This window comes from Paraburkholderia rhynchosiae (genome assembly GCF_002879865.1).
In the GTDB taxonomy this organism is placed as follows: Bacteria; Pseudomonadota; Gammaproteobacteria; order Burkholderiales; family Burkholderiaceae; genus Paraburkholderia; species Paraburkholderia rhynchosiae.
The window spans coordinates 13,881-38,292 of the sequence record NZ_PNXY01000036.1 but is presented as its reverse complement, the minus strand read 5'-3'; the positions used below and the strand labels follow the sequence as shown (position 1 = coordinate 38,292).

The window sequence follows — 24,412 nt, the reverse complement described above, 5'->3', positions numbered from 1 at the left end:
CGAACCGCTGAGTCGTGCGACGGCTTGTCAGGTGAGCTATACGCATGACTCGCAGCAGCCCGTCAATACGGCAAGTCACCTTCGATTCCCGCTCGCTCCATCTTGCGCGGCGCCGGCCAGTAATCCATAACGGCGTAATGCTGCGTCGATCGGTTGTCCCACACGGCAACACTATTCGGCTTCCACCGGAAACGAACCTGATATTCAGGGATCGATGCCTGACTCTGCAGATAGTTCAATAGCAGACTCGCTCCTGGTGTCTTGTCCAGGCCGTAACGCACATTCTCGACCGTGTGATAGTTGACGAAATGCGTGGTAAAGCTGCCGACATAAAGAATCTTTTCGCCTGTCTCCGGGTGCGTGCGCACGACGGGGTGTTCCACTTCCGGATTTTTCGTCGCAAGCTTTCTTCGCTCTTCCGCATCCATTGCCGCTCCGAACGAGTGCTCAATGCTGCTCTTCGCTCTCAGTCCTGCAATGCGCTTCTTGATATCGTCAGGCAGTTGCTTGTAGGCCTCGACCATATTGACCCAAATGGTATCGCCCCCGACCTCCGGTGACTCGACGCAGCGGAGCACCGCACCCATGGAAGGGTTCGTGCGCCAAAGGCCGTCCGTATGATAGTTGTTTTCGTACGGATTCTTCGCGTCCGATCGATAGATCTGCACGAGCCCCGGATGCTCTGGATCGCTTCCGGCTACCGGATGATCTTCCAGCTTGCCGAAGCGGCGCGCAAAGGCGACATGTTCCGCTCGGGAAATTGCCTGGTCCCGGAAGAACAGAACGCGATGCTTGAGCAAGAGTCCCTTGATGTCTGCGAACAACGACGAATCGCGCGATGCGTCTCCCAGACTCACACCGGACACTTCCGCACCAATGCAAGCAGTCAGTCTCTCTATTTTGATCATGATCGATATCTCCGACATTTGATAAGTATGCTGCAGTCCACCACGTTTCACGGCCAACCCAGTCGGCTCCTACTCTGCGAGCCGCAACGAGAGAACTGTCTTTCCGTCGATACAAGATAGCAGCCAATTCTATTTATGTCGACATTATAGTAGTTAACTGCAAGACATTTGCCTGCGCGACCGCTCATGTCGCCAGGTCCGCACAACTCCCGCGCAATCCCCGCGCGTAGCTCAATCCGGCTGCTGTACAACGTGCACGCCGGGAATCGTTGAGAACGCGGGATCGTCACGGTTTAGTGCGACGAGATGAAACGTTGCATTGAACATGTTGACGCCCGCGGTCAACTTGGACCAGAACCACAATTCGAAGTCGACCAGCGGGTCGAGACGCGCGCGGAGCGCTGTCATGCGGCGCATCTTGGCGATATGAGAGCCAACGTTCATACAGGCATCAATACGTGGACGAATCTCCGCCCCGACCATGCGCACAGGCCCTGGCACAACTGCCGGGCCCGAAGCGAATCGCGGATCAGAACGTGTGACGGATACCCATTTCGAGGCCGATCTGATTCGACCCGGCGAACCGCGCGGCAGGAACGGCCGTGCCTGCGGAGACGGAGTAGATGGCGCCTTTGCCATTGTTCTTCATGTACCCAAGCACGCCGTACACCGCCGTACGTTTGCTGAGATTATAGTTCGCCCTCACAACACTGAGCGTGCCGTTTGCATCGTCTTTGCTATTGCTGATATGCGAAACTTGAGCGTCGAAAACCCATGCTCCGTACAGCAGAGATGCGCCCAGATATTCGATATCCGTTTTCGCCGACCGGATGTCGCCATGAAGGATCCGGTGAATCCAGCCGGCGCCGAACCGCACCGGCCCGGTGGTCAAATGCGCATTCAACTGATAGCGGCGGTCCGTGTCTCCGGATTGTGTGAATGCGGCGCCCCGTGCGCCCGGAACGACCGCGATCGGCGCGGAACCTGCACCGCCTCGCAACTCTTCGTACGTCGCGGCAACCCCCCAGAAACTCGCATCGTATTTGAGCATCGCAGAAAGCCCACGGCAGGCGAGAAAATCGTTTCCTGTCTGACCGCCACAGTTCCCTGCGGCCGAGGCATCCCGGCCAAACGAATAGCTCGCCCCCACGGTCAACCCCGAAAATTTGCCAATATAGGACAGGGAGTTATCGAAGCGATCCGCCAGCAAGGCACTGTCGAGCGAACCGACGCCGCCAATTCCCGCTGCGCCCATAATGTTCGCGTCGATCATCCCCCACGTTTGCATGCTGTACTGGCGACCAAACGTCAGTTGTCCCCAAGTGCTGCTCAAACCGACGTAAGCCTGTCTCCCGAACAGACGATTGGCTTGCAGCGCCGTTCCGTTCGAAACCGCAAAGCCGTTTTCCAAGGTGAAGATTGCCTTTAGACCACCGCCCAGGTCTTCCGAACCTTTGAGCCCCCATCGTGAGGGCACGTCGCCGCCTCCGATGACTGGCAGTCGCGCAACTGATCCGCCAGTTGGCGTAGCGTGCGTGATGAACTCGACTCCGGTATCCACGATGCCGTACAGCGTAATGGAGCTCTGGGCAAATACCGGCCCGGACACAATGGATGATGTCAGTAACAACGCAAGTCCTGGTTTCCTCATATTGCCCCCTCTTGTCCTGAGTTACGCCTTATAGCCGCCGATGACCAGCACCGGTGCGGGGCCACTTGACGCTCCCGCTTCGTTCCCCCGACAGCAGCCATTCGTTGAATCGCGAGCGATGCCAGCGGCTGGCGACAACTCCATCATGACCTATGTTTTTTGTTGTCGACATTAATACTTATACTGAGAGAATCAGGACACACCGGGCAATCCTGGTGGAAACACTACTCTTTTTATGTCGACATTAATATCATGTGAAGCTACACTTGGAAGCATGATGGGCCTCGTCGCTATCGCGACAGAAGCAAAACCAGTTATCGGAGGAATTCCAATGCTATCGAGACCGCCGATTGCGGAATGGATCGCTTCCGCGTTCAGGCCACCGAGGAACCGCGTTCTCTACGAGGCGCTGTTCTACGGCTGCATGCCTGGAATTGTGATGCCGGCTCAACAACACGTCGCGTCGGGAAAGAGCCCACATGACGATGTGGATGCGGTACTGAGTAACGGGCCTGCCGCAACGCCAGACACAACCAGCGCCAGTGACCCGAGCTTGAGATCGATGTCATGAAAAGCAAGCGTTCAAGGCATCCAAAGCAAAGCAGAAAGCGGCGCACTGCGAAGTGATTCGCTGGCGGCCTCCACCAGCTTTCGCATCTGGCGCGACATTATCAAAACTCGCAATTCAACTGGGATATCCATCATCATGAACTTTCTCGACGGCCACCTGTATCCGGAGAACCAGCAGCCTCTGATCATCACTGCCGCTCCTTATGCGCCGGGCTGGATTCCTTCGGACTTCCCGGAAGACATCCCCGTCACAATGGCGGATCAGATTCAGAAGGCGGTGGATTGCTATGAAGCCGGTGCCACCGTACTGCATCTGCATGTGCGCGAGCCAGATGGCAAGGGCAGCAAGCGTCTGTCCATGTTCAATGAGCTGATCGCCGGGGTGCGCGCCCGCGTGCCGGATATGGTCATCCAGGTGGGCGGCTCCATCAGCTTCGCACCTGAATCCGATGGCGAGGCCGCCAAATGGCTGAGCGATGACACGCGGCATATGCTGGCCGAACTCGATCCGAAGCCCGATCAGGTGACGGTGACCGTCAACACGACACAAATGAACGTGACGGAGCATGCGGGCGTAGACGACTTCAAGGGAGTTTCGCGCGGATTCCCGAACCTCTATGCAACCTACAAGGACATGATCGTTCCTTCGAATCCCAGTTGGGCCGAAGAGCACATCCGACGCCTGACAGCGGCCGGAATCCAGAGTGAGTTTCAGTGCTACAACATCAATAGCTTTGAAACGATCGAGCGGATGATTCGCCGCGGCGTCTACAAAGGCCCACTGGTAATGAACTGGGTGGCTATCAGCGGCGGCATGGATCAGGCGAACATTTACAACCTGGCCAACTTCCTGCGCGCTGCGCCCGACGGCGCGGTGGTCACGGTGGAGAGCTCCGTGCTCAATGTGCTGCCAGTGAACATGATCGGCATCGCCCTGGGCCTGCATGTGCGATGCGGCATCGAGGACGTGCTGTGGAATCAGACCCGCACGGGCAAGATGAGCTCCGTCGAGCAGATCAAGCAGTTGGTGCGTATCGCCGGCGAATTTGGCCGACCCATCGCAACAGCGCAACAGGCGCGCGAAATCATGAAGATCGGGGTCTTCTATGAAACGGCGGAAGAGACGCTTCAGGCCAATGGATTCGCGCCCAATCGCAACGGTGGCAACCAGGGATTCCTGCGCAAGCCGAGCTGACACCTGTGGAGGAATTGATGTCACCCGGTGTATGAGTCGCCCGGCATCATCCGGATGACAGACTGGAGCCGAAGCTGAAACTCCCCTGCATTGAGTGGATTTTTCTGGCGAGGTTAAGGGTGCAATAAGGGTTAGCAGTTCGCAGACGAGCTGCGGCAGTCGATACGTATACGTAAGCGGAGACAACATGGCAAAAGTCGTTAAATTTTACGAAACCGGTGGCCCCGAGGTCCTTCGTTTCGAGGCCGCCGGCGTTGGCGAGCCGGGAGCGGGAGAGGTGCGCTTACGCCACGTGGCAGTGGGTCTTAACTTTGCAGACACCTACTTCCGCGGTGGCACCTACACGGTTCCCCTCCCGAGCGGCCTCGGCAACGAAGCTGCCGGTGTGGTCGAGGCCATCGGGGCAGGCGTGACCCATCTGGCGGTAGGCGACCGTGTGACCTACACGGGCTTCATCAACACGCTGGGCGCCTATAGCACTGAGCGGCTGATTGCCGCGGCGCTGCTGATCAAGCTGCCAGAGGCCATCAGTTGCGAAGCTGCAGCGGCGATGACCATGCGGGGCTTGTCCGCCGCCTACCTCGTGCGCCGGATCTATCCGTTCAAAGCGGGCGACGCCGTGCTGCTTCATGCTGCGGCGGGCGGTGTCGGCCTGATCGTTTCGCAGTGGGCCAAACTGCTAGGCCTCACGGTGATCGGCACGGTGTCGACCGACGCCAAGGCTGAGGTAGCACGCGCCCACGGTTGCGATCACACGATCAACTACAGTCATGAGGACGTCGCGAAGCGAGTGCGCGAGCTGACCGACGGAGTGGGCGTCTCGGTGGTTTTCGATAGCGTGGGCAAGGCCACGTTCATGTCCTCGCTCGACTCCCTCAAGCGTCGAGGCCTGATGGTCTGCGTCGGGACGGCTTCCGGCACGATCCCGCCTTTCGATCCGCAAATACTGGCACGCAAGGGGTCGCTTTACCTGACTCGTCCGGGTCTGGCCGACTACATTGCCGATCCTGCCGAAAAGGCGGAGCTGGTGGATGAGCTATTCGGCCACGTAGCCGCAGGCCGTATCCGCATCGAGATCAATCAACGATATGCCTTGGAGGACGCAGTGCAAGCGCATCGGGACCTTGAGGCCCGCAAGACCACGGGCTCGTCCATTTTCGTGATTTGACCGTCTCGGCTCCTGCGAAACGACAACCGTCACGCTGGCGTGGCTTGCAGGACGTGACCGACCCAGCGTTCGTATCAGATCGATCAGGACCCAACGCGGGGCAAAGCATTCGCGATACGTGTGGCTGCTTTGCCCATAAAGCACTGCGCCTTGGCACCGCAAAAGTATTTGCTTCTCAGAGCCAGTGGTGGTCGCATTGTGACGAACCTGCGCCACCTCGACGGCGCATGCGACCCGCCCATATTCAATTGATTTTTTTACGGAACCCTGCCCAATGGCATTTTCACCGCCACCGACCGTGCTAATCGTTCCCGGCTTACGAGACCACGTCGAGGATCACTGGCAAACGATTCTGGCACGCACGCTGCCCAATGCGCGCGTCGTGCCGCCGCCGGAACTCGACAAGCTCGGTTGCGCGGCGAGGATCGACGCGCTCGATCAGGCGCTTGCCGGCATCGCCGGTCCTGTGGTGCTTGTGTCGCACAGCGCCGGCGCAATCACAACGGTACATTGGGCGAAACATCACCGGCGGGAGATAAAGGGCGCGCTGCTGGCGGTGCCGCCGGATTTCGAATCGCCGCTGCCGGACGGCTATCCGACGATGGATGACTTACGTCAGCACGGTTGGCTTCCGGTCCCAAAGACACGGTTGCCGTTCCCTGGCATCGTGGCCGCCAGCACGAACGATCCTCTTGCGCGGATCGATCAGGTCGCCAGACTGTCGAATGCCTGGGGCACCCGGCTCGTTGACGTCGGAGCAGTCGGCCATCTCAACCCCGCTTCAGGGTACGGCGAGTGGCGACGCGCGCTGCAATTCATCGACGAGCTTAGTTAAGAAGTCGACGTGCTCGCGCGAAAGGTCCGCTCCGTGACCTGCGAACAAGATCTGCCGGATTTTGTCCGAATCGCTTGCGAGTGCGAGGGACTGGAAGCGAAGGTCCCCCCTCCTAATATGGGAAACAGCTGTTTTTGTGCTAACGCGGACCCCACGTTACCCGGTCCGATATCGAGTTCCTTGCGTGCGTGTAGCGCCAGCTCGGTCACCCCTGCGTCAGGCCGCAACTGGGGTATTTTTTGAATGCGGTGCTCATTACCTGCCGCTGTTCTCCGAGTGGAACAAGATCTCAATGCGTCTCTGCTTCACCCTGCGCTATCCGGCGAGCCGACTCGCGATCACAATGTCCTCCGTCACTGCAAGGAACCTCGCAACGTCGCGCGGCGCATGGCAATGCAACGGGGAGATGCGCACCGCACCGTCGAGGTTGAACGATTTCAACATTCGCCCCGAGTACAGGCTCGTCGCAATCCGCTCGTAGACGATCACGCCCCGCTCTTCATAGGCGCGCACGGCGGCGGTCGGGTCCAGGCAATCGAAGCCGAGGCCCGCAATCAGATCGCGGCGCGTCAGATCGTTGTGATCCCAGAATACACGTACGCCTTCGATCGCTCGCAGCCCGCGCTGTCCGTCAACGCCGTCGAGCAACAACGAGAGCAGCGCTCGCTCGTGTTCTTCGATGCGTTGCATGCCCTGCACGAAGAGCTCGCGCCGGTCTTCGGCGTCGCTGAACTGCGCGCCGATCCACGCGACATAATCGACGATCGCGCTCACCGCGGCAAAGTGCGCTGGCGCGGGACTGCCAAGTTCCCAGACGCCCTTCTCTTTGGCCGCGAGCCGATGATGCGGGAGCTCCGCGAGCCGTTCCGACAGCCACGCCACGCCTGCGCCGCGGCATCCGAAGAACTTGTACGGCGCGAAGTTGATGCCGTCGACGGGCGTCTTCTGCAGGTCGATGACCGCGTGCGGCGCATGCTGAACCGCATCGACGATGATGAAGATATCCGGCTTGCGAGCACGCGCACGTTCGACGATGGCCGCGATGTCCAGCTTCGCGCCCGAAATGTTTGATGCGTACATCACGCTCAATAGCGCCGTGTCGCCGTCGATCAGCGAGACGATTGCATCGACATCGACACCGCCGGTTTCGGCATTGCTTGGCGCGACGCGCAGCGCCTTGCCGGTGCGCTCGCAGTACAGCTTCATTGCGTCGAAGGACGACGGATGCTCGAGAATGGTCGTCACGGCATTTGTGCCCGGAACGTTCTCCATCACCGCGCGCACCATCTCGAACATCGCCGCCGATGCCGTGAGCGAGAGATACACGCTGCCATTGCGCGCGTTGAGGATGCGGCGAATGTCGTCTTCGCCGCGCGTCTGAATGTCCTGCAAAGCCGTCGCGCGTTCGTGGATGCGCTCGGAACAATCCGGCAACGCATCGACCTGCGCAAACGCTTCCAGTGCCGATTTCAGTCTGAACGATCCGCCGGCGTTATCGAAGAAGAGGCGCGCACGGCCGTCGATATCGTGATCGACGTAATGAAATCTGCGCTTGATCTCTTCTACGATCGACTCGGGAAACAACTGCCCGCCATTGCTATGCATCTCATTTACTCCTCGTTTCATGATTTCCATTTCTGTCTTCACCGGCTCTCATGCCTCCAGCGACGCGATATAAGCCTTGCCCTTCTCAACGTCGTACTGGCCTTCCCATTTGGCGATGACGAGCGGCGCGAGCGCGTTGCCCACCACGTTCAGCGCGGTGCGTCCCATATCCATGATCCGGTCGACGCCCGCGATGAACGCGAGCCCTTCGAGCGGCAGTCCCGCGCTCGCAAGCGTCGTCAGCAAGATGACGAACATGAAGCCGGGCACGCCCGCAGCGCCTTTGGACGTCACGACCATCGTCAGTACGAGTACGATCTGCTCTTGCAGGCCGAGATGTACGCCATAAAGTTGCGCGACGAACAACGTGCCGATGCCGAGATAAATCGACGCGCCATCGAGATTGAACGTGTAGCCCGTCGGCACGACGAACGTCGTGATGTTCTTAGGCACGCCGAAGTCCTCCATCTTCTTCATCAGTTGCGGCAACACCGTCGCCGAACTGCACGTCGAGAACGCAATGATCAGTTCGTCCTTGATGACGCGGAGCAGCGTGAAGATGTTGAAACCGAAGAGCCGCGCCGTGACGCCGAGCACGAACACCGCGAACAGGATGATCGCGAGGTAGGTCACCGCGACGAGTTTGATGAGCGGCAACAGCGAACCGAAGCCGAAGCTCGCGACAGTCACCGCGATCAGCGCACACACGCCGAACGGCGCGTAACGCATCACCATGCCGGTGACCTTGAACATCGCATCGCTGATGCCTTTGAAGGTGGCGAGCACAGGCTTGCGATACTCGGCAGGCACGGATTGCAGGCCGAGTCCGAACAGCACAGAGAAGAAGATCACCGGCAGGAGATCGCCGCGTCCCATCGCCATGACGATGTTGTCGGGAATGATGCTCAACAACAGCGCCATGAACCCGTGATGTCCCGGCGTCTGCTGTGACGTCTGCTGATAGCGCGAGATATCGGTGTGGCCGAGTTGGGATAGATCAGTGCCCAAACCGGGATGCAACACGTTGCCGAGCACGAGACCCAGCACGATTGCGATCGTCGTGATGACTTCGAAGTACACGAGTGTCTTCAATCCGATGCGCCCGAGCGAGCGCCCGTCGCCCACGCCCGCGATACCCATCACCATGCTCGTGAAGACGATCGGCACGACGACCATCTTGATCAGGCGGATAAAGATATCGCCGGCCGGTTGCAGAAAGCCGTTGATCGCGGATTCGCGAAACTCCGGGAAACGATTGAGCACCAGCCCTACCGCGATGCCGACGACGAGTCCGATAACGATTTGCCACGCGAGCCCGACGCGAGGCTTACGTTCCACGCGATCGGGTTGAGGTGTTTCCATGACGGATTCCATGCGATCTCCAGACACGTACTAGTTGATATGGATAAGCGAAGCCTCGGCCGGGACTCGTTAAGGGGAAAGTAAGCAGCCAAAATGAACAAAAAAAGCGATTTTTTTCTATGAGAAACTATCGTTTTTAGAGATATGAAGTCCTGCCATGCTGACGTTTAAGCAGATGGAAGCCTTGTACTGGATCGTTCAGCTCGGTTCGTTCGAGGCAGCCGCGACGCGATTGAACACCACTCAATCGGCGATATCCAAGCGCGTTCAGGAACTGGAACGCGCATTCGACGTCGCCGTGTTCGATCGCGCGAATCGCAGCGCGCGTCTTACAGAGAAAGGCACGGAGTTCTTCGAGTACGCGAGAGAACTGCTCGAACGGCGGGAACACATCGTCGAGCGCATGAGTTCGAAAGAAGCGCTGGTGCGACAGATTCGCATCGGCGTGACGGAACTCACGGCGCTGACGTGGCTGCCGCGTCTTATCGCAGCGATTCAGGCCGAATATCCGAAGGTCAAGGTCGAAGCAGAGGTGGATCTCAACGCGACCTTGCGCGAACGGCTGGCAGCGGCGACGGTAGACGTCATCATCGTGCCGCAGACGCACGAGGTCGAGCCGTACACGTCGACGCTGGTCGGTCAGGTCCAGAATGCCTGGATGTGCGCGGCCCGCCTCGCGCCGGGCAAGCGTGTCATTCCGCTCGCGGAAATCGCGAAGTTTCCGCTGATTTTGCAGGGCGCGCTATCGGGAACGGGTTACGTGTACAGCCGGTTTCTGGAGGAACAAGGCGTGGCCTTGCAGAGAGTGCTGGCAAGCAACAGCCTCATTGCGCAAATCGGGCTTACGCTGTCGGGGCTCGGCGTCAGTTATTTGCCCCAAGCAAGCCTTGCGCGCATGCTCAAGCGGCGCACGCTCGTCATCGTGCCGACGGTGCCCGCGCTGCCCCCTGTCAGATACGTTGCCATGCATCGCGCAGAGCAGTCGCATTCGCTCAGTGCTGCCGTGGCGCGACTTGCAGCCCAATCGTGCGACTTCTCCTCGAATCTGCTTGATCCGGGAAGTTAGGCAAGAGCGAAAGCGGTCGAAGTCGCCGAATCGCAGAACCGAAGGTACGTGGCGTGCGCAGCCCTCAAAAGAGCTTGAGCTAGAGCTGAAGCCATCGTTCGCCAGTCTGGCGGAGCGAGCCGCTTTCGTGCGCCCGCGATCGGGACTGGACTGGCCACTCGCTGACTCTGACCCGGTTGCACATATGGCACCCTCTTGCACTGCGATTGACCTCACGAATGGCCACTAGCAGACTTGTACCCAAGGATCCAGGCTGGTCGTGAAAGCGCCAGGTCACAACGCCAGCCGAGCGACGTTGCTAATGCTGCGGTGACGCTTCCACAAGGCTCTTAAGTCGCAAGACTGCCGTATCCGATTCAGATTGAATCCGCGCGCGAAGCACGGACCAGTTCAATATCGCGAACCACAACGACGGCGCGCGATAAGTGAACTCACGTTCAAAACGGGTTCCGCTCACGGTCGATATCAGCGAATAAGTGACGGTGCCGGCCGGTCTGCCGTCAATCTTTCCTGCTATCACCCACTTGCTCGGACGCACACGTGCCACGACTGTCCACACCACGCGGCCACGCCTGCCCGCCACCCTGAATTCCTCCGTTACCTGCTCGCCGACATCGAGCGAATGGTCCACCGAACCGCTGACCGCGAGCGATGACGGATGCCAGGTTGGCCAGTGAGCCGGCGTCGTGACATAGTCGAACACGACCGTGGGAGGGCGTTGTATAGACGCAACCGTAACGATGCGCGTGTCGAACCCCATTCGCTGCGGCAACGGGACAAAGAGCACCGCGATGGCGACGAGCACCGCCAATATTGCGGTGACGAACCGCGTACGGGTCTTCATAGCACCTTGTACTCCCGCTGTCACAGGCGAAGCTATCTTACGGCGGAGTGGAAGGGACGGCGATAGGCGGCACCCGGCCCGGAGAAGACCTTCAAACCGCCGAGTCTGGAGCGGCGGATGTGCGACGCATAGCAGCCCTTTAACTTGGCTCCCTCGCATCGACGGCCTGCAAAGGCCTGCGGCGAAGACCGCTACCAGGTTCGCACAATCTATAGCGGCTCTCGACTTATACCTGCGCAGGCGCCACGGGCGCACGCGCTGCGGCCGAATCATGAACGGCGAGCGTCGCGGCCAGCGTTCGGGCTCCGTCAACTGCGGAACATACGGGTGCCTCCTCCCGTGCGATCACTGCCGCGAAGTGGCGCAGTTGCTCGTGGTAAGGGTCGCTCGCTTGTGGCGTGCTGCGCTCGACGGTCAGTGGATCATGCCAGCCTTTACCGCTGCGGTATTCCCAAATGTCGAGTCGGGGCAAGGTAAGCGACGCCTCTGTACCCATGAGGAAGTGCGTGTTTTCGTCCTGGCGCGGGAAATGCGCGGCTTCGCCCGCCGCCAAATCCCAATCCCACGGGGCGACGGCCGTGTCGGACACGAGCAGTGTCCCGAGCGCACCGCTCTCGAAACGCAATAGCACCGCGGCAGTATCCTCCACTTCGAAACCACGCACATTCTTCGACGTCTGCGCCTGCACCTCGACGATCTCGCCGAGTAGGAAACGCATGGTGTCGATATCGTGAATCAAATTGATGAGCACGGGACCTCCGCCGGCCTGCCGCCGCCATGGCACGTCGAAGTATGCGTCCGGCTTATAGAAGGTGGCGAACGCGTTAGCCGCGACTGCGGTGCCCAACCGACCCGAACTCACGAATTCTCGCGCACGGCGCAGAATCGGATTGTGGCGGCGATGGTGGCCCACCAGCACCGGTACGCCCGCATCGCGCGCGGCGCGGTCGAGCCGCAGGGAATCTTCCACACGATCGGTGACCGGCTTCTCGATCAGTGCCGCGATGCCGCGCTCCACGCACGCCAGACCGACATCAAGGTGCGTCGCGTTCGGGGTTGCGACGATTACGCCCTCTGGCTCCGCGCTGTCGAGCATAGCGGCATAGTCAGCGAACCATTCCACCCGTTCATCATTCGCGAATTGCTCTGCAGCGGGTGAGGGATCCGCAATCGCCACAACCTCGACATCCGGATGCAATCGCGCGCGATCGACGTGCGTCCTCCCGATTGCGCCCGCGCCAATCACCGCCAGACGTTTCCTTCTCATTGCACTTCTCCTTGCTTCATGGGAATAGGTCAACTCCGAGGCGTCACAATGGTGGATCGGCCCCAGAATTTGGCATCGTCAAGTTGGAAGCGAATACCATCCGCTTCTACCTATGTTTCAAAAGGCACTTTAGTGCGGCCGCTCGGACTCGTTGCGAAGGTCCAAGGGCGACGGACCGACTCAGGACGCCCGGGAAAACTCCCTTAATATCATTCGTATAACTAAGCAAGCGCTAAAGAAAATCCGTTCAACGTGGCATGGATCATTGGCTAGCACTGTGCGGTGCATGCCTTGCTTAAGCCGGACACCGTTACTTCACCTAATTGCGCTGATTTGCCAGGGGACGAATTCCTTTTGTCCGTAACTGTGTTGCTCGCTGCGGGAACGTTTCCCCGACGCCACGTCGAGCAGCAATTGAAACAGCACCTTGCCAAGTTGCTCGATCGTGGTGCCTCCCTTCCAGCACTTTTCCGCAGTTGAGGTCGATATCATCGGCCTGTCGTTGCCAGAGTGCCGTGTTTGTCGCAAGCTTCACGGACGGCGCGGGCGCGCAGCCGTAAGCTGAACCGCGTCCCGTGATCAGTCCCGAGACGGTCACCGCTTCGTTGCTGATCACCGTGCCGGACAAAAGCTGTTCGAGCGCGATAACGACATCGTCGGCAGGATTGAGCCTTATGACACGAGCCGACATCGACGCGGTCGACGAGTGGGACGTGTCGGCGATTTTCGACGACATGGCAATACACCTACGTTTCTCAAGGTGAAGGCCGGTCGCGACTGGCCACGAGGATGTGCGCGAAGGGCCGTGAAGCGGTGATGCAGACGACGCTTAACCGTTTAGCCAGCGCTCCAGGGCGTTTTGCAGCGCGTGTACTCGAGTTGATAAAGCGTGGTGTCCGGCGTTGTTGCACCTGGCTGGGGCAATGCCGCCAGTCCCGAAAGGAAGCGGTCCACGGCTGAACTCACATAGTCCGTCCGGCACCCTTCGACTAACGCGATCCACGTGGGTACCTGCGTGCCTTCTGAACGCGCCTTCTTCTCCGCCGTTTCCACCTTGCTGATCGCTTCGTCGGCAAGGCATAGGTGCACGCCCGTGATACCCGGCAGATCCACGAGGGGCGGCAGCACGCGCTGACGCAAACCCTTCACGACTTCTGCCCGCGCATCCGAAGGCACGTCGAAGCGCACCGTCATGAGATAGGCACCCTGCCCAACGCCGTCCGAATAGGCGACGTGACAGATTGAGCGTGCGACGCTCCGGAAAGAGGCGACAACCTGCTTGGTCCACGGTGTCGGCGTATTCAGCCTGGAAAGGTAGTCTTGCGAGCCGAGCACCTCGACAGTGTCGGCCTCGTATAGATTGAAGTACTCGGGACCGGCATCCAGTGCTATGAAACGCCGACCGCGCCTGAAGCCAGGGATGCCGGCACGTTCGGGCATGTGCTCGCGGTTGTGCCACTCGTAGAATTCATCTTTCGCTTCCGGCAGCAGGTCATGCCAGATTGCGACAACGCCCGTTCCAGCAAGGCTCATATCTTCTCCCTATGCGCCGATCTGCCGGCCTAGTTGATGGCTGACCTCTTGCTGGATCGCGGATCCGTCATCCAAACTAGTAGGCAGCAGTTCGACGGGCAGCCGCTCGACGAGCGCGCCTGTTTGGCGCGCTGTCACAAGAAGGCCCGCTGCCCGTTTACGCGGACTGGCGATGGCTTCGGCGGCCTGTGTCGCGGCTGTCATCTTCAAGCCGCCTCACTGACGTTAGCCCCAACACGCTGACGCGGCCATACCGCGCCTAGCTTCGAAGCCGCCTCTTTCAACAACGCGTAGAAGTCGTCATAACGCCCGGGTTGAACACGCATTACGGGTCCCGCAATGCTCATCGTGCCGACCACCGTGCCGTCGGTTAGCGACTGCACGGGCACCGCTAAAGCGGCAACGCCGGGTTCAGCTTCTTCTACAACCAGCCCATAGCCGCGCTGTCTAGTCAGTTCCAGCTCGGGAAGCAACTGCTCGATGCTCGTGATCGCTTTAGGCCCGCACGCGCGGGCGGCAGCTTTTCCGAGCCCGCCACCCAATGCACATTCGACCGCCCGGTCGTTTGACATCGATGCCAGCCACACCTTCCCGTTGGCCGTCGCATGCAAGGTAATCGGGCTATCCATGGACGGCGAATACATGAGACCCGGTGCCGCGCCTTGGGAGGACGCCAGCCATGCAAGCGTTCCTTCGCTGACGACGGTTAGGCGAACCAGTTCCCGGCACTGCGCCGCTACCTCGTCGAGGATCGGCTGCACCAGGCCCGGCAAGCCAAGCCCATGCAAGTACCGCTGACCGAGCAGGGAAAGCTTCAGAGTCAGACGGTATTGGGATGTGTGTACGTCCTGCTCGGCCCAGCCCTGCTCGCACAACTGCGCAAGCACTCGGTGGGCAGGGCCTTTCTCCAGCTCGAGCTCGGCAGCGATGTCGGACATTCGCATCCAGCGCGCCTCACGTGCGAGCAACTCGATCGCTTGCAGCGAACGGTCAACTGCTCCCTTGACAACTCTCATAATCTGCGTAACATCCTTCCAAATGGAACGGTGTTACAACAATAGATCAGAGGCATCGGAAAGTCAATTACGACGGAGACAGGCATGAACGCTAAAGCACCGGCGACGCCCCATGGCAAGCGCCAATCGAAGATCGCCGCAGCCAGTGGTTGGATTGGCACAGCACTCGAGTACTACGATTTTTTCATCTACGCGACCGCGGCGTCGCTAATATTTCCGCAGCTTTTTTTCCCGTCGGGCAACCCAACCGTCGCCATCGTTGCATCGCTGGCGACCTTTGGTGTCGGCTACGTGGCCCGTCCGATTGGCGCGATGGTTCTTGGGCATTGGGGTGACCGCCATGGGCGTAAGGCGGTGATGATCTTCTGCATGATGCTGATGGGCATTTCGACGATAGGCGTGGGGCTTTTGCCCACGTACCAGCAGGCCGGCATCTGGGCTCCCGTGTTGCTCGTCGCCCTGCGGCTCATTCAGGGATTCGCGGTCGCCGGAGAGCTCTCCGGCGCCAGTTCGATGATTCTCGAACATGCGCCGTTCGGTCGGCGCGGCTACTTCGCGAGCTTTACCCTGCAAGGGTCGCAAGCCGGACAGCTCATGGCGGCAGCGGTCTTCCTGCCTCTCGCGCATTTCATGCCAAAGGGCCAGTTCACCGCATGGGGTTGGCGCATTCCGTTCCTGCTGAGCATCGTCGTGATCGTCACGGGTTACATAATTCGCCGTCAGGTCGACGAAACCCCGGCTTTCTCCGAGGAGCAGGCACGCGGCAAAATTCCTGCCTCGCCGGTCGCCGAGGTCCTGCGGCAGAGTTGGGGCGACGTTTTGCGCGTTGTCTGCATGGCACTTGCCGCGGTCACCGCGCTTTTGGCCACGGTCTTCGGCGCGACCTATGCCGTCCAGCCGGCGTACGGCATTGGCTTTCCTGCCGCCGTCTTTCTGTGGGTGCCGGTTCTCGGCAACCTGTGCTCGGTGATACTGATCCCGCTCGTCGGCAACCTCTCGGACAAGATCGGTCGCAGGCCCCCCGTTATCGTCGGCGTTGTGAGTTCCGGTATCTTCGCTTTCGGCTACCTGTACGCCATCAGCATCCACAGTATCTTGCTCTCACTGGTCTTCTCGGTGCTCATGTGGGGCGTCGCTTACCAGGGCTTCAACGGCGTCTTCCCGAGTCTTTTCCCCGAACTGTTCCGCACGCGCGTGCGTGTCACCGGCATGGCGATTGGACAGAACGTAGGGACGACTTTGTCTGCCTTGCTGCCGTCGCTTTTCGTCGCCGTCGCGCCTCCGGGGTCCACCAACATCCCGTTGAAGATTGGCTGTCTCACATTCGGCATTTGTCTGGTTGCCGCGTTTGCCGCCTTCTCCACCAGGGAGACGTACCGAATCCGCCTCGACGATCTCGGCGACCGCAACGCGATTCCTGTACCCAAGGCGGAATATGAACGCCTACGCAGAGAAGCGATGGCCGCGACCAGCAAGGATGCCGATGCACGGGAGCTTGCCAATGAATTCCGGTCTTAGCCGCCTGCGTCGCTGTGACTTCCCGCGACCACCGTGTGGCGCAAGTCGCGCTGGGACGATGTGCTCATCGGTTGCCCGCCTCAGCGATTTGAAGCACATGAAGCAATAGAGGAGAAGGCACATGCATAACGAAGGCACGCCGCGTTACGACGGCCCGCGACAACTCGCGCAGTCCCTAAGCACGTTTGCGCGGACTAGCGCGGCGGACACACCTTGGAACCAGGAGGGGCTGCGCGCCGACTCTGAATATCGCGATCTTGGGCTCGCCACCGTCACCAACGGTCGCATCGGGGCGAAGCATATTCGCGCTCTTAAGCCGTTCATCGAGCCCACCGGCTGGCACTGGCATGACATGACCGGACACTACCTGTATGTGCTGCGCGGATCGGTCACGTTCCGATTCGCCGGGGTTCAGGGAGACGTCACGCTTAGCGCCGGTGACGGTCTGGCTCAGCCCGCCGGCGTTCCGCACAACGTAATGTGGCGCTCGGATGACCTCGAAGTTATTGAGATCAACGAGCCCGCCGTCTTCGGGACGTGGGATCTGCCGGAGCCGCCGGAACCGTGGAGGTAACGCGCGTCCGGCTCAGCGTGATGGCCGGTATCCGCCAATGAGCGCATCTGCTTGCTGAGCCCGCTGCGATTTCGGCAAGGCAGGTAGTTCATAGCAAACGGATTTCGACGTTGTGGGCCGCCGCGGACATGCAGAAATTGACTTCGTTTCACACTTAACGTGAGGCCGCAATGCAAACACAAATCTCGGGCACAACGCGACTCTACGGGCTAATAGGCGACCCGCTGAGCGCGGCCAAGTCGCCACAATTGTTGAACCGGTTGTTTATCGAGCAGCGCGCCGACGCTGTTTGCGTGCCTTTCTGCGTCAAGGCGGACAACCTGCCTGCCTTCGTCACCGGTGCACGTGCGATGAGCAATCTGTCCGGTCTGCTGGTCACGATGCCGCACAAGCAACGGATGCTCGCACTTGTCGACGAGCTAGATTCGACGGCTCGCCAGGTCGGCGCAGTGAACGTCATCCGCTGTGAAGCAGATGGGCGCTGGGTCGGCGCGATATCAGATGGCGTCGGCTGCGTCCTTGGGATGCAGTGGGAAGGCAACCATCCGGCGAATAAGTCGGTGCTTCTCGTCGGCGCTGGAGGCGCAGGAAGCGCTATCGCATTTGCTATCGCATCCGCAGGCGCCAGCGAACTGACCATATCGGATGTCGATGGGCATCGGGCCGACGAACTAGCAGCATCTGTTGCTGCGGAAACGGGCTGCCCCACACGCTCCGGGCCACCCGATCCGCACGGGTTCGATGTCGTAATCAACGCCACGCCGCTTGGCATGAAAGAGAACGATCCGATGCCAGTTGATCCGGAGCGGCTCGCTCCCGGCGCCATCGTCGTCGACATCGTTAATGCGGCCGAGCCGACGCCGCTTCGTCGGGCCGCGCGCGCGCGCGGGTGCCGTACTCAGGACGGCGGTCCGATGCATCAAGGGCAGGCGCTGTACGCACTGCGTTTTCTTGGATTTGACTACCGCCCTGGTGGCCGCCCGGCGCCGGGCGACGGCATGCGATGAGCGCTGCGTAACGCAACAGCCACGCGATCGCCATGCTAAACATTAGCCGAAAAGCGCCACCAGCATAGTTCCTCGCTAGGTGACTTCGGATTGAACAAAGTCGGATAAATTTCAAAGGAGAATAGGTATGCGAGTCGCCTTGCTGGAGGCCAGCCATTGGCATATGCCGCTCTACCTCGATGCGCTTGAAGCACCAGGAATCGAGGTCGTTGCCGTGTCGGATGCAGAGCACGTGAAAGGTGAAGCGATCGCCGCACGTTTCGGAAGCAAGCTGTACTCGTCGGCCTGTGAGCTGCTGGAGCGCGAGGAGGTCGATTTCGCTTTTGTATTCGGTCGGCATTCTGAGATGCCGGCGCTCGCTGAGGCGGTGATCACGCGGAACATTCCGTTCGCGCTGGAAAAGCCGTGCGGCGTGAATATGGCGCAAGTCACTCGACTTCGCACACTGGCCGAGAAAGCCAATCTTTACTGCGCGGTACCGTTGATCTTCCGAATGAGCGAATTGCTCCGCTCACTCGAAGACGCCGAGGGGCGCATACCATCGGACTTCAACTACATGTCGTTCCGCTTCATTGTGGGCCCGCCCGGTCGATACGAAGCCGCAGGTTCCGGGTGGGCGCTCGATCCCGTGTACTCTGGCGGCGGATCGACAATCAATGTGGCTACGCACTTCATCGACCTGTTTCGGTTGCTCACTGGCAAGGAAATCGCCCGTGTCTCCGCCGTCATGAACTCAAGAACGCATCGAGGTGCCGTTGAAGACTATTCGCTGCTGACCATGCAAACCGAAGACGGCGTAATCGGCTCAGTAGAGACGGGATACAGTTTTCCCAGTACCCCCGACGAGCAGCGCGAATTTTCTTTCACCCTTGCTTCAGATCGTATGTACGCGAAGTCTGGCCCTGACAGAATCGAGTTTCGCGACAGAAATCATCTTTCCGCCGGCACGCGCAGCCGCCGCCTTCAGCTTGAGACAGACGTCTATTATCCGTTGTTCGTCAAGCGCGTCCTCGCCGAAAGCCAGACGGGCGCAAAGCCGATCGCATCGCTGCGGGATGCAGAGCTGATGATGCAAGTCATGGACGCCGCCTACGCATCGGCCCGACAGGGCGGAGTTTCCATTGAACTGGATCCCGCGTTCTAGTCACAAATCTGTAGTGCAAGAAGATCGCGAGACAGCGGACATGAATGCGCCGAAGGTGGCTTGTTGTCAATCGCCGCACCATGTGTAGCAGCTGCTCGCGACCTAAGAACCTATTGCATGAACGAATCGGCCGCGACCTCGGACCGTACAAGGCCTCCGTCTCTTGGGTCCCAACAGGCGAGTGCGTACGTCGGCTTCGGGGCCCACTTGCCGACGTTCGAATGACCGCAGTCGCTCGTGGGTAGATGGCTGCTTGTGGCCGATTGGGTGAGGTCGCCAATGGCCGCTTAGTGGCACTTCCGTTTGCAAAACCTCAATTTGGCCGACTGACCGGTTTGAAGAAAATTGTCTGACCGGAGTGGGTCTGCTACGGAAGTTTGGCACGGGACTTCACGATCGCGCCGCAGCAGCGCAGGAAACTGATGTATGAACCGGCGGGACGTATAGTCGCCACCGCTACAGGACAAAGAGGCCGGAGACGTCGTGCATGAACGATGCAACGCACCGGTTGACCTGTTCAGAAGCAGCCGGAATTGAACAGTTGCGTGAGGCAGTGCTGGTAGATATCTCCCGCTACTGGCGAGCGGAAATCGAGGCGCAGATTTTTGCAGAACAGCGTCGTTACGATTTTCGGCGTCACCGCAGGTTGCAACGTGGCCTCCAGACCCTGGGCGATATCCCGCGCCCTGGCCGACAGCATGACCCGCTGCATTACATCAGCCCCTCCGGCGCTTGTAGTCAGCCACAGCACGGTCGACTCCACGACGTGTTCGACGGATAACCATTCACCCGTCATCTGCCGTGCCAGAAGATGCGAGGCAAGCCGTACGCAAGGCAGTCCGGCACGTGTACGAAGGTCGAGGTTCAGCGGATTGTTCGTCGTGACATGCTATCCCAGGAAGATGGTCGCTATCATCGTCATGCGGCCAACCGGTGTTCATAGTATGGCCGGTCGCAGTCTTCGAGGATGGCATGTAGCGCGGCGAGATTGCTGGAATCAGGATTGAGCCACGCGTCGAGATTTTCCGGTTTGAGCGCAATGATGCAGCGGTCGTGACCCGCCGCGGCGACTTCGGGCGGCGGCTCATCCGTAATGGCCGCAAATGACAACAGGTCGGGCTCACCGGGCGCGGACCAGTGCGACCACAGGCATGCGACCAGCATGTCGTGAGGCGGCCGCGGACGAAACTCCAGCACAACGTTTTCATCTTCCTCGCCGTCGGCGAGCACCCTGCCCTCCATCTTCGCTTTGCTCACGTTTTCATAGAAAGCATTGACCACAAGTACGCCATGCGAGTAGCCGAAGAGCGGCCTCCAGAATGCTTCGAGACTGTCGCGGCGCGCGTTATATGCACCTGGAAACTTTGCATCATGCGTTGCCGGTTTGCCCGCAATGCGACACTGGTATCGCATCGGCTTGACTACGCGCTGGCCATTCTCCACTACCATCACGGGCGCGTAATGCCCCGGAAAGATGCGCGAGTCGCGCGGCTGCGGGTCGGTGCGACGGATGTCGTCGAGTCTCGCAAGCGTCCACGCGATTTTGTCGGTGGCAATGCGCCTGCTTTCAGTGGCCTTCTTCGTAACTCTGGTCTGCAGGGACCGCTCGGCTTCCGCGAGCCGCGTGCGGTGTCTGAACAGGTCCTGCTCCAGTCGCACGGTCTCGTCCGCATTGAACCGGTCGATATGCGCCCTGATTTCCCGTTCGGCGTCGGACTGCGGGTTGGCAAACGCATCCTCCATCGCCCTGGGCACTTTAGCCCTGCTGCCCTCGGCCCGCTCGAAGAAGAGGCGCGCGAACTCCCTGATGCTCATGGTGGCGCCGAACATCCGCACGAACTTGCGATAGTCCGCCTGAATCTGGGCCGAGTAGCACATCGGTTCCTCCGGTATCCGTCTCATGAATGGGTCGCTGATGCAGCCAGTTCTCCGTCAATCTACACCTTCCCTGCACGCACACGGTCAGCGTTGACGACCGCTCGAAGCGGAAACCGCTCAGCAGAAATTCCTGCTGGCAGCATGCAGGCCACCCAGCAGGTGCGACATATCGACGAGCCGCTGCGCGACCAGATGCCGGACCTCGCCCTGGCATTGCCATACGCCATAGACCGCCAGCAGCGACGCACTGAGCGCTTCCTTGCGCTGCTTTTCCAACAGGCCCGGCCAGATGATGACGTTCACGTTACCGGTCTCGTCTTCGAGGGTGACGAACACCACGCCTTTCGCGGTGCCGGGCCGCTGCCGCACGGTGACGAGGCCGCAGCCACGGGCAAGCTGACCGTCGCGATAGGTCCGCAACGTCGACGCTGGCATCAGGCGGCTGGCGAGCAGTTGCGGGCGCAACAGTTCGAGCGGATGGCGGCCTAGCGTGAGACCCACCGAGCGGTAGTCCGCCACGATGTCGTGCGCTTCCGAAGGAGCGCCCAGTTCCGGCGTTTCATCCTCCACGGCGGCGACGGCCAGCATGTCCTTCTCAGGCACGGCAGCGACGGACTGCCACAGCGCCTCGCGCCGGTTGCCGGCAAGCGAAGCCAGCGCATTGGCGTCAGCCAGGATATGCAGATCCCGGCGGTCGAGCGCTGCGCGGCGCGCCAGGCCCTTCACGCTCACGAAGGGCCGTACCGCGCGCGCATTTTCAATGCGCTCGGCTGTGCCCTCCTTCATGCCGCGCAGCAGCGAGAGACCGAGGCGCACCGCGGGCCGTCCAGCATCCCCAATACGCTCCAGGGACGAGTTCCACCCACTGATGGTCACATCGACCGGCAGCACCTTCACACCGTGCCGCTGCGCGTCCTGTACCAGCTGCGACGGCGAATAGAAGCCCATCGGCTGGCTGTTGAGCATCGCGGCGAGAAATGCCTCCGGCTCATGGCATTTGAGCCAGCTGCTCGCATACACGAGCAGCGCGAAACTCGCGGCATGACTCTCCGGAAAACCGTACTCACCGAAACCTTTTATCTGCTCGAAGATGGCCTCCGCGAACGCAAGGTCATAGCCCCGCTCCTGCATCCCGAGCACGATGCGGTCATAGTATTTTCCAAGCCCGCCCTTGCGCTTCCATGCGGCCATCGCGCGCCGCAACTGGTCAGCCTCGCCCGCCGTGAAGCCCGCGGCCAGAATCGCGACCTGCATCACCTGCTCCTGGAAAATCGGCACCCCCAGGGTGCGGCCAAGGGCCGTCTTCAGCGCATCGCTCGGATAGGTGACAGGCTCAAAGCCCTGGCGACGGCGCAGGTAAGGATGAACCGCTCCGCCCTGGATTGGGCCCGGCCGCACGATGGCCACTTCAATCACGAGGTCGTAGAAGGTGCGCGGCCGCATGCGTGGCAGCATCGACATCTGCGCACGCGATTCAATCTGGAAAACGCCCACCGTGTCGGCCGCCGAAATCATGTCGTACGTCGCCTCGTCTTCAGCGGGAATGTCCTGCATCTCGAAACGCTCGCCGCGCTGCTCCGACACGAGGTCGAGCGTGCGACGGATGGCCGACAGCATGCCGAGCGCCAGCACGTCAATCTTGAGCAGCCCGAGCGATTCAAGGTCGTCCTTGTCCCACTGGATGACGCTGCGGTCCGCCATCGCGGCGTTCTCGACCGGCACGAGCCGCGTGAGCTTGCCACGACTGATAACGAACCCGCCCGAGTGCTGCGACAGGTGCCGCGGAAAGCCATAGAGTTGTGCGGCAAGCGTGGCCCACGCGCGGATGAGCGGTGTGTCCGGATTCAGCCCGCACTCCTCGAAGCGCTTGAGCAGATCGGCGCTGTTATCGAACCAGTGATGAGACTTCGCCACCGCATCGACTATCTGCAGGTCCACGCCGAGCGCCTTGCCCGTTTCGCGCAACACACCACGCGCGCGATAGGTCGAGACGGCCGCGGCAATTGCCGCACGGTCGCGCCCGTACTTGCGATAGATGTACTGGATGACTTCTTCACGCCGCTGATGCTCGAAGTCCACGTCGATGTCAGGCGGCTCGCCGCGCTCCTTCGAGATGAAGCGCTCGAACAGCATGTTGCCGCGCGCGGGGTCTACCTCGGTGACACCGAGGCAGTAGCACACCGCCGAATTGGCCGCCGAGCCGCGCCCCTGACACAGGATGTGCTGACTGCGCGCAAAGCGGACCAGGTCGTAGACCGTCAGGAAATACGGCTCGTACTGCAGGTCGGCAATCAGTTCGAGTTCGTGCTCAATCTGCTCCTGCACATGGTGCGGAATGCCCGACGGAAAGCGCCGCTGGGCGCCGACGTACGTCTCCTGCCGCAGATAGGCGGTCGGCGTGAATCCGGGCGGCACCAGTTCGTCCGGATACTCGTAGCGCAGTTCATCGAGGGAGAACGTGCAACGGGCGGCAATGTCGACGGTGGCGGCGAGTGCCTCCGGTGGATACAGATTGGCCAGCCGCAGCCGCGAGCGCAGATGCTGCTCGGCATTCGGCGCAAGCTCGTAGCCGCATTCATGAACCGGCTTGCCGACGCGGATGGCGGTTATCGTGTCCTGCAGCGGTTTTCTCGAACGCACGTGCATCAGCACTTCGCCGAGTGCGACCACTGGCACGTCGCGGTTGCGCGCGACGAATTCGACCGCGCCGCGGTGAATGTCATCCAACGCCCGCTGATGCAATACGAGTCCGACCCATGCCCGCGCGGGAAATGTCTCGTCCAGCCATTCGACCTGGGCATCGAGCACATCCTCTTTTGCGGGGAAGTTCGGCACCAGAATCGCGAGGCAATCCGGTACGCCCAGCAGATGCCGGCATTCCTTCTCCGGTCGCGACAGGTCCTGCGGCGTGAGCCGGTATTCACCCTTCGGCGCGCGGGTGCGTGCGAGCGTGATGAGCTCCGACAGGTTGCCGTAGCCCTCGCGATTTTTTGCAAGGAGGATGATCCCGAAGGCCGGCGAGCCGTCCGCGTTCACGAGGCGAAAGTACGAGCCGACGATAAACGGCAGCTTCGCTTCTTTCGCCGCGACATGCGCGCGCACGACGCCAGCGAGCGAGCATTCGTCGGTAATCGCAAGCGCCGAGTAGCCGAGTTGCGCAGCGCGCTCAGCGAGTTCCTCGGCGTGCGACGCGCCACGCAGGAACGAGAAATTGGAGAGGCAGAATAGCTCGGCATATGCCGGCAGCATGCTGAAGGGGGTGTCCATGGCT

At 60.5% G+C, this 24,412-nt stretch carries 22 protein-coding genes and 1 pseudogene; 8 read left to right on the top strand and 15 right to left on the bottom strand.

Translation table 11 applies throughout. The features are described 5' to 3' along the window. Window positions 1-62: 62 nt before the first annotated feature. The 4 genes from C0Z16_RS31465 to C0Z16_RS39405 all read right to left on the bottom strand — a co-directional run bounded on the left by C0Z16_RS31465 (window position 63) and on the right by C0Z16_RS39405 (window position 3,267). Window positions 63-905 carry a TauD/TfdA dioxygenase family protein gene (locus C0Z16_RS31465; RefSeq protein WP_102635957.1) on the bottom strand — a complete coding sequence of 281 codons (843 nt, stop codon included), beginning with the start codon at window positions 903-905 and terminating at the stop codon, window positions 63-65. Between the two features lie 234 nt (window positions 906-1,139). Next, window positions 1,140-1,316: a hypothetical protein gene (locus C0Z16_RS37915; protein WP_158244554.1), complete on the bottom strand. Its 177-nt coding sequence runs from the start codon at window positions 1,314-1,316 to the stop codon at window positions 1,140-1,142. 121 nt (window positions 1,317-1,437) lie between these two features. Further along, window positions 1,438-2,559 carry a porin gene (locus C0Z16_RS31455; RefSeq protein ID WP_102635943.1) on the bottom strand — a complete coding sequence of 374 codons (1,122 nt, stop codon included), beginning with the start codon at window positions 2,557-2,559 and terminating at the stop codon, window positions 1,438-1,440. Between the two features lie 582 nt (window positions 2,560-3,141). After that, complete coding sequence (locus C0Z16_RS39405; protein ID WP_279635089.1) at window positions 3,142-3,267, bottom strand: hypothetical protein; 126 nt, start codon at window positions 3,265-3,267, stop codon at window positions 3,142-3,144. Between C0Z16_RS39405 and C0Z16_RS31450 the strand changes: the two genes are divergently transcribed. The 3 genes from C0Z16_RS31450 to C0Z16_RS31440 all read left to right on the top strand — a co-directional run bounded on the left by C0Z16_RS31450 (window position 3,266) and on the right by C0Z16_RS31440 (window position 6,327). Next, the gene (locus tag C0Z16_RS31450) at window positions 3,266-4,324 is read left to right on the top strand and encodes a BKACE family enzyme (RefSeq protein WP_102635942.1); all 1,059 of its coding nucleotides are present in this window, start codon (window positions 3,266-3,268) and stop codon (window positions 4,322-4,324) included. The genes C0Z16_RS39405 and C0Z16_RS31450 overlap by 2 nt on opposite strands. Window positions 4,325-4,511: 187 nt before the next feature. Continuing rightward, the gene (locus tag C0Z16_RS31445; protein ID WP_102635941.1) at window positions 4,512-5,492 is read left to right on the top strand and encodes a quinone oxidoreductase family protein; all 981 of its coding nucleotides are present in this window, start codon (window positions 4,512-4,514) and stop codon (window positions 5,490-5,492) included. Window positions 5,493-5,766: 274 nt separating this feature from the next. Further along, window positions 5,767-6,327: an RBBP9/YdeN family alpha/beta hydrolase gene (locus C0Z16_RS31440; RefSeq protein ID WP_102635940.1), complete on the top strand. Its 561-nt coding sequence runs from the start codon at window positions 5,767-5,769 to the stop codon at window positions 6,325-6,327. Between the two features lie 315 nt (window positions 6,328-6,642). On the opposite strand, the gene C0Z16_RS31435 is transcribed toward C0Z16_RS31440, so the two are convergent. Together C0Z16_RS31435 and gltP are read right to left on the bottom strand one after the other, a co-directional pair. Then, window positions 6,643-7,932, bottom strand: coding sequence for an aminotransferase class V-fold PLP-dependent enzyme (locus tag C0Z16_RS31435; protein WP_102635939.1), 1,290 nt, complete (start codon window positions 7,930-7,932; stop codon window positions 6,643-6,645). Between the two features lie 48 nt (window positions 7,933-7,980). Beyond that, on the bottom strand, window positions 7,981-9,306 hold the full coding sequence (gene gltP, locus C0Z16_RS31430) for a glutamate/aspartate:proton symporter GltP (RefSeq protein WP_102635938.1): 1,326 nt from the start codon (window positions 9,304-9,306) through the stop codon (window positions 7,981-7,983). A 145-nt stretch (window positions 9,307-9,451) separates the two neighbouring features. On the opposite strand from gltP, the gene C0Z16_RS31425 reads away from it, so the two are divergent. Continuing rightward, entirely contained in the window at window positions 9,452-10,360 is a 909-nt protein-coding gene (locus C0Z16_RS31425; protein ID WP_102635937.1) for a LysR family transcriptional regulator, read from the top strand. Between the two features lie 298 nt (window positions 10,361-10,658). Here the strand turns inward: C0Z16_RS31425 and C0Z16_RS31420 are convergent, their stop codons facing one another. From C0Z16_RS31420 to C0Z16_RS31395, 6 genes and pseudogenes are all read right to left on the bottom strand, one after another. After that, on the bottom strand, window positions 10,659-11,204 hold the full coding sequence (locus C0Z16_RS31420; RefSeq protein WP_102635936.1) for an SRPBCC family protein: 546 nt from the start codon (window positions 11,202-11,204) through the stop codon (window positions 10,659-10,661). 226 nt (window positions 11,205-11,430) lie between these two features. Next, a complete protein-coding gene (locus C0Z16_RS31415; RefSeq protein WP_102635935.1) occupies window positions 11,431-12,471 on the bottom strand; it encodes a Gfo/Idh/MocA family protein in 1,041 nt (346 codons plus the stop codon). A 315-nt stretch (window positions 12,472-12,786) separates the two neighbouring features. Further along, a pseudogene (locus C0Z16_RS31410) lies at window positions 12,787-13,048 on the bottom strand (altronate dehydratase); the annotation flags it as partial. Between the two features lie 260 nt (window positions 13,049-13,308). Then, complete coding sequence (locus tag C0Z16_RS31405; protein WP_102635934.1) at window positions 13,309-14,004, bottom strand: hypothetical protein; 696 nt, start codon at window positions 14,002-14,004, stop codon at window positions 13,309-13,311. 9 nt (window positions 14,005-14,013) lie between these two features. Beyond that, window positions 14,014-14,208, bottom strand: a complete 195-nt coding sequence (locus tag C0Z16_RS31400) for a hypothetical protein (protein ID WP_244201424.1) — start codon at window positions 14,206-14,208, stop codon at window positions 14,014-14,016. Window positions 14,209-14,210: 2 nt separating this feature from the next. Continuing rightward, window positions 14,211-15,020, bottom strand: a complete 810-nt coding sequence (locus C0Z16_RS31395) for an IclR family transcriptional regulator (RefSeq protein WP_102635933.1) — start codon at window positions 15,018-15,020, stop codon at window positions 14,211-14,213. Window positions 15,021-15,104: 84 nt separating this feature from the next. On the opposite strand from C0Z16_RS31395, the gene C0Z16_RS31390 reads away from it, so the two are divergent. From C0Z16_RS31390 to C0Z16_RS31375, 4 genes are all read left to right on the top strand, one after another. Further along, the gene (locus C0Z16_RS31390; protein WP_102635932.1) at window positions 15,105-16,538 is read left to right on the top strand and encodes an MFS transporter; all 1,434 of its coding nucleotides are present in this window, start codon (window positions 15,105-15,107) and stop codon (window positions 16,536-16,538) included. 121 nt (window positions 16,539-16,659) lie between these two features. Next, window positions 16,660-17,112 (top strand): cupin domain-containing protein, encoded by a 453-nt coding sequence (locus C0Z16_RS31385; RefSeq protein ID WP_102635931.1) that lies wholly within the window; start codon window positions 16,660-16,662, stop codon window positions 17,110-17,112. Between the two features lie 170 nt (window positions 17,113-17,282). Next, window positions 17,283-18,119 (top strand): shikimate dehydrogenase family protein, encoded by an 837-nt coding sequence (locus tag C0Z16_RS31380; RefSeq protein ID WP_102635930.1) that lies wholly within the window; start codon window positions 17,283-17,285, stop codon window positions 18,117-18,119. Between the two features lie 127 nt (window positions 18,120-18,246). Further along, window positions 18,247-19,263, top strand: coding sequence for a Gfo/Idh/MocA family protein (locus C0Z16_RS31375; protein WP_102635929.1), 1,017 nt, complete (start codon window positions 18,247-18,249; stop codon window positions 19,261-19,263). Between the two features lie 517 nt (window positions 19,264-19,780). On the opposite strand, the gene C0Z16_RS31370 is transcribed toward C0Z16_RS31375, so the two are convergent. The 3 genes from C0Z16_RS31370 to C0Z16_RS31360 all read right to left on the bottom strand — a co-directional run bounded on the left by C0Z16_RS31370 (window position 19,781) and on the right by C0Z16_RS31360 (window position 24,408). Next, window positions 19,781-20,014, bottom strand: coding sequence for a hypothetical protein (locus tag C0Z16_RS31370; RefSeq protein WP_146014383.1), 234 nt, complete (start codon window positions 20,012-20,014; stop codon window positions 19,781-19,783). A 167-nt stretch (window positions 20,015-20,181) separates the two neighbouring features. Next, entirely contained in the window at window positions 20,182-21,141 is a 960-nt protein-coding gene (locus C0Z16_RS31365; RefSeq protein WP_102635927.1) for an SOS response-associated peptidase family protein, read from the bottom strand. Between the two features lie 117 nt (window positions 21,142-21,258). Further along, window positions 21,259-24,408 (bottom strand): error-prone DNA polymerase, encoded by a 3,150-nt coding sequence (locus tag C0Z16_RS31360; protein WP_102635926.1) that lies wholly within the window; start codon window positions 24,406-24,408, stop codon window positions 21,259-21,261. Window positions 24,409-24,412: the final 4 nt, after the last annotated feature.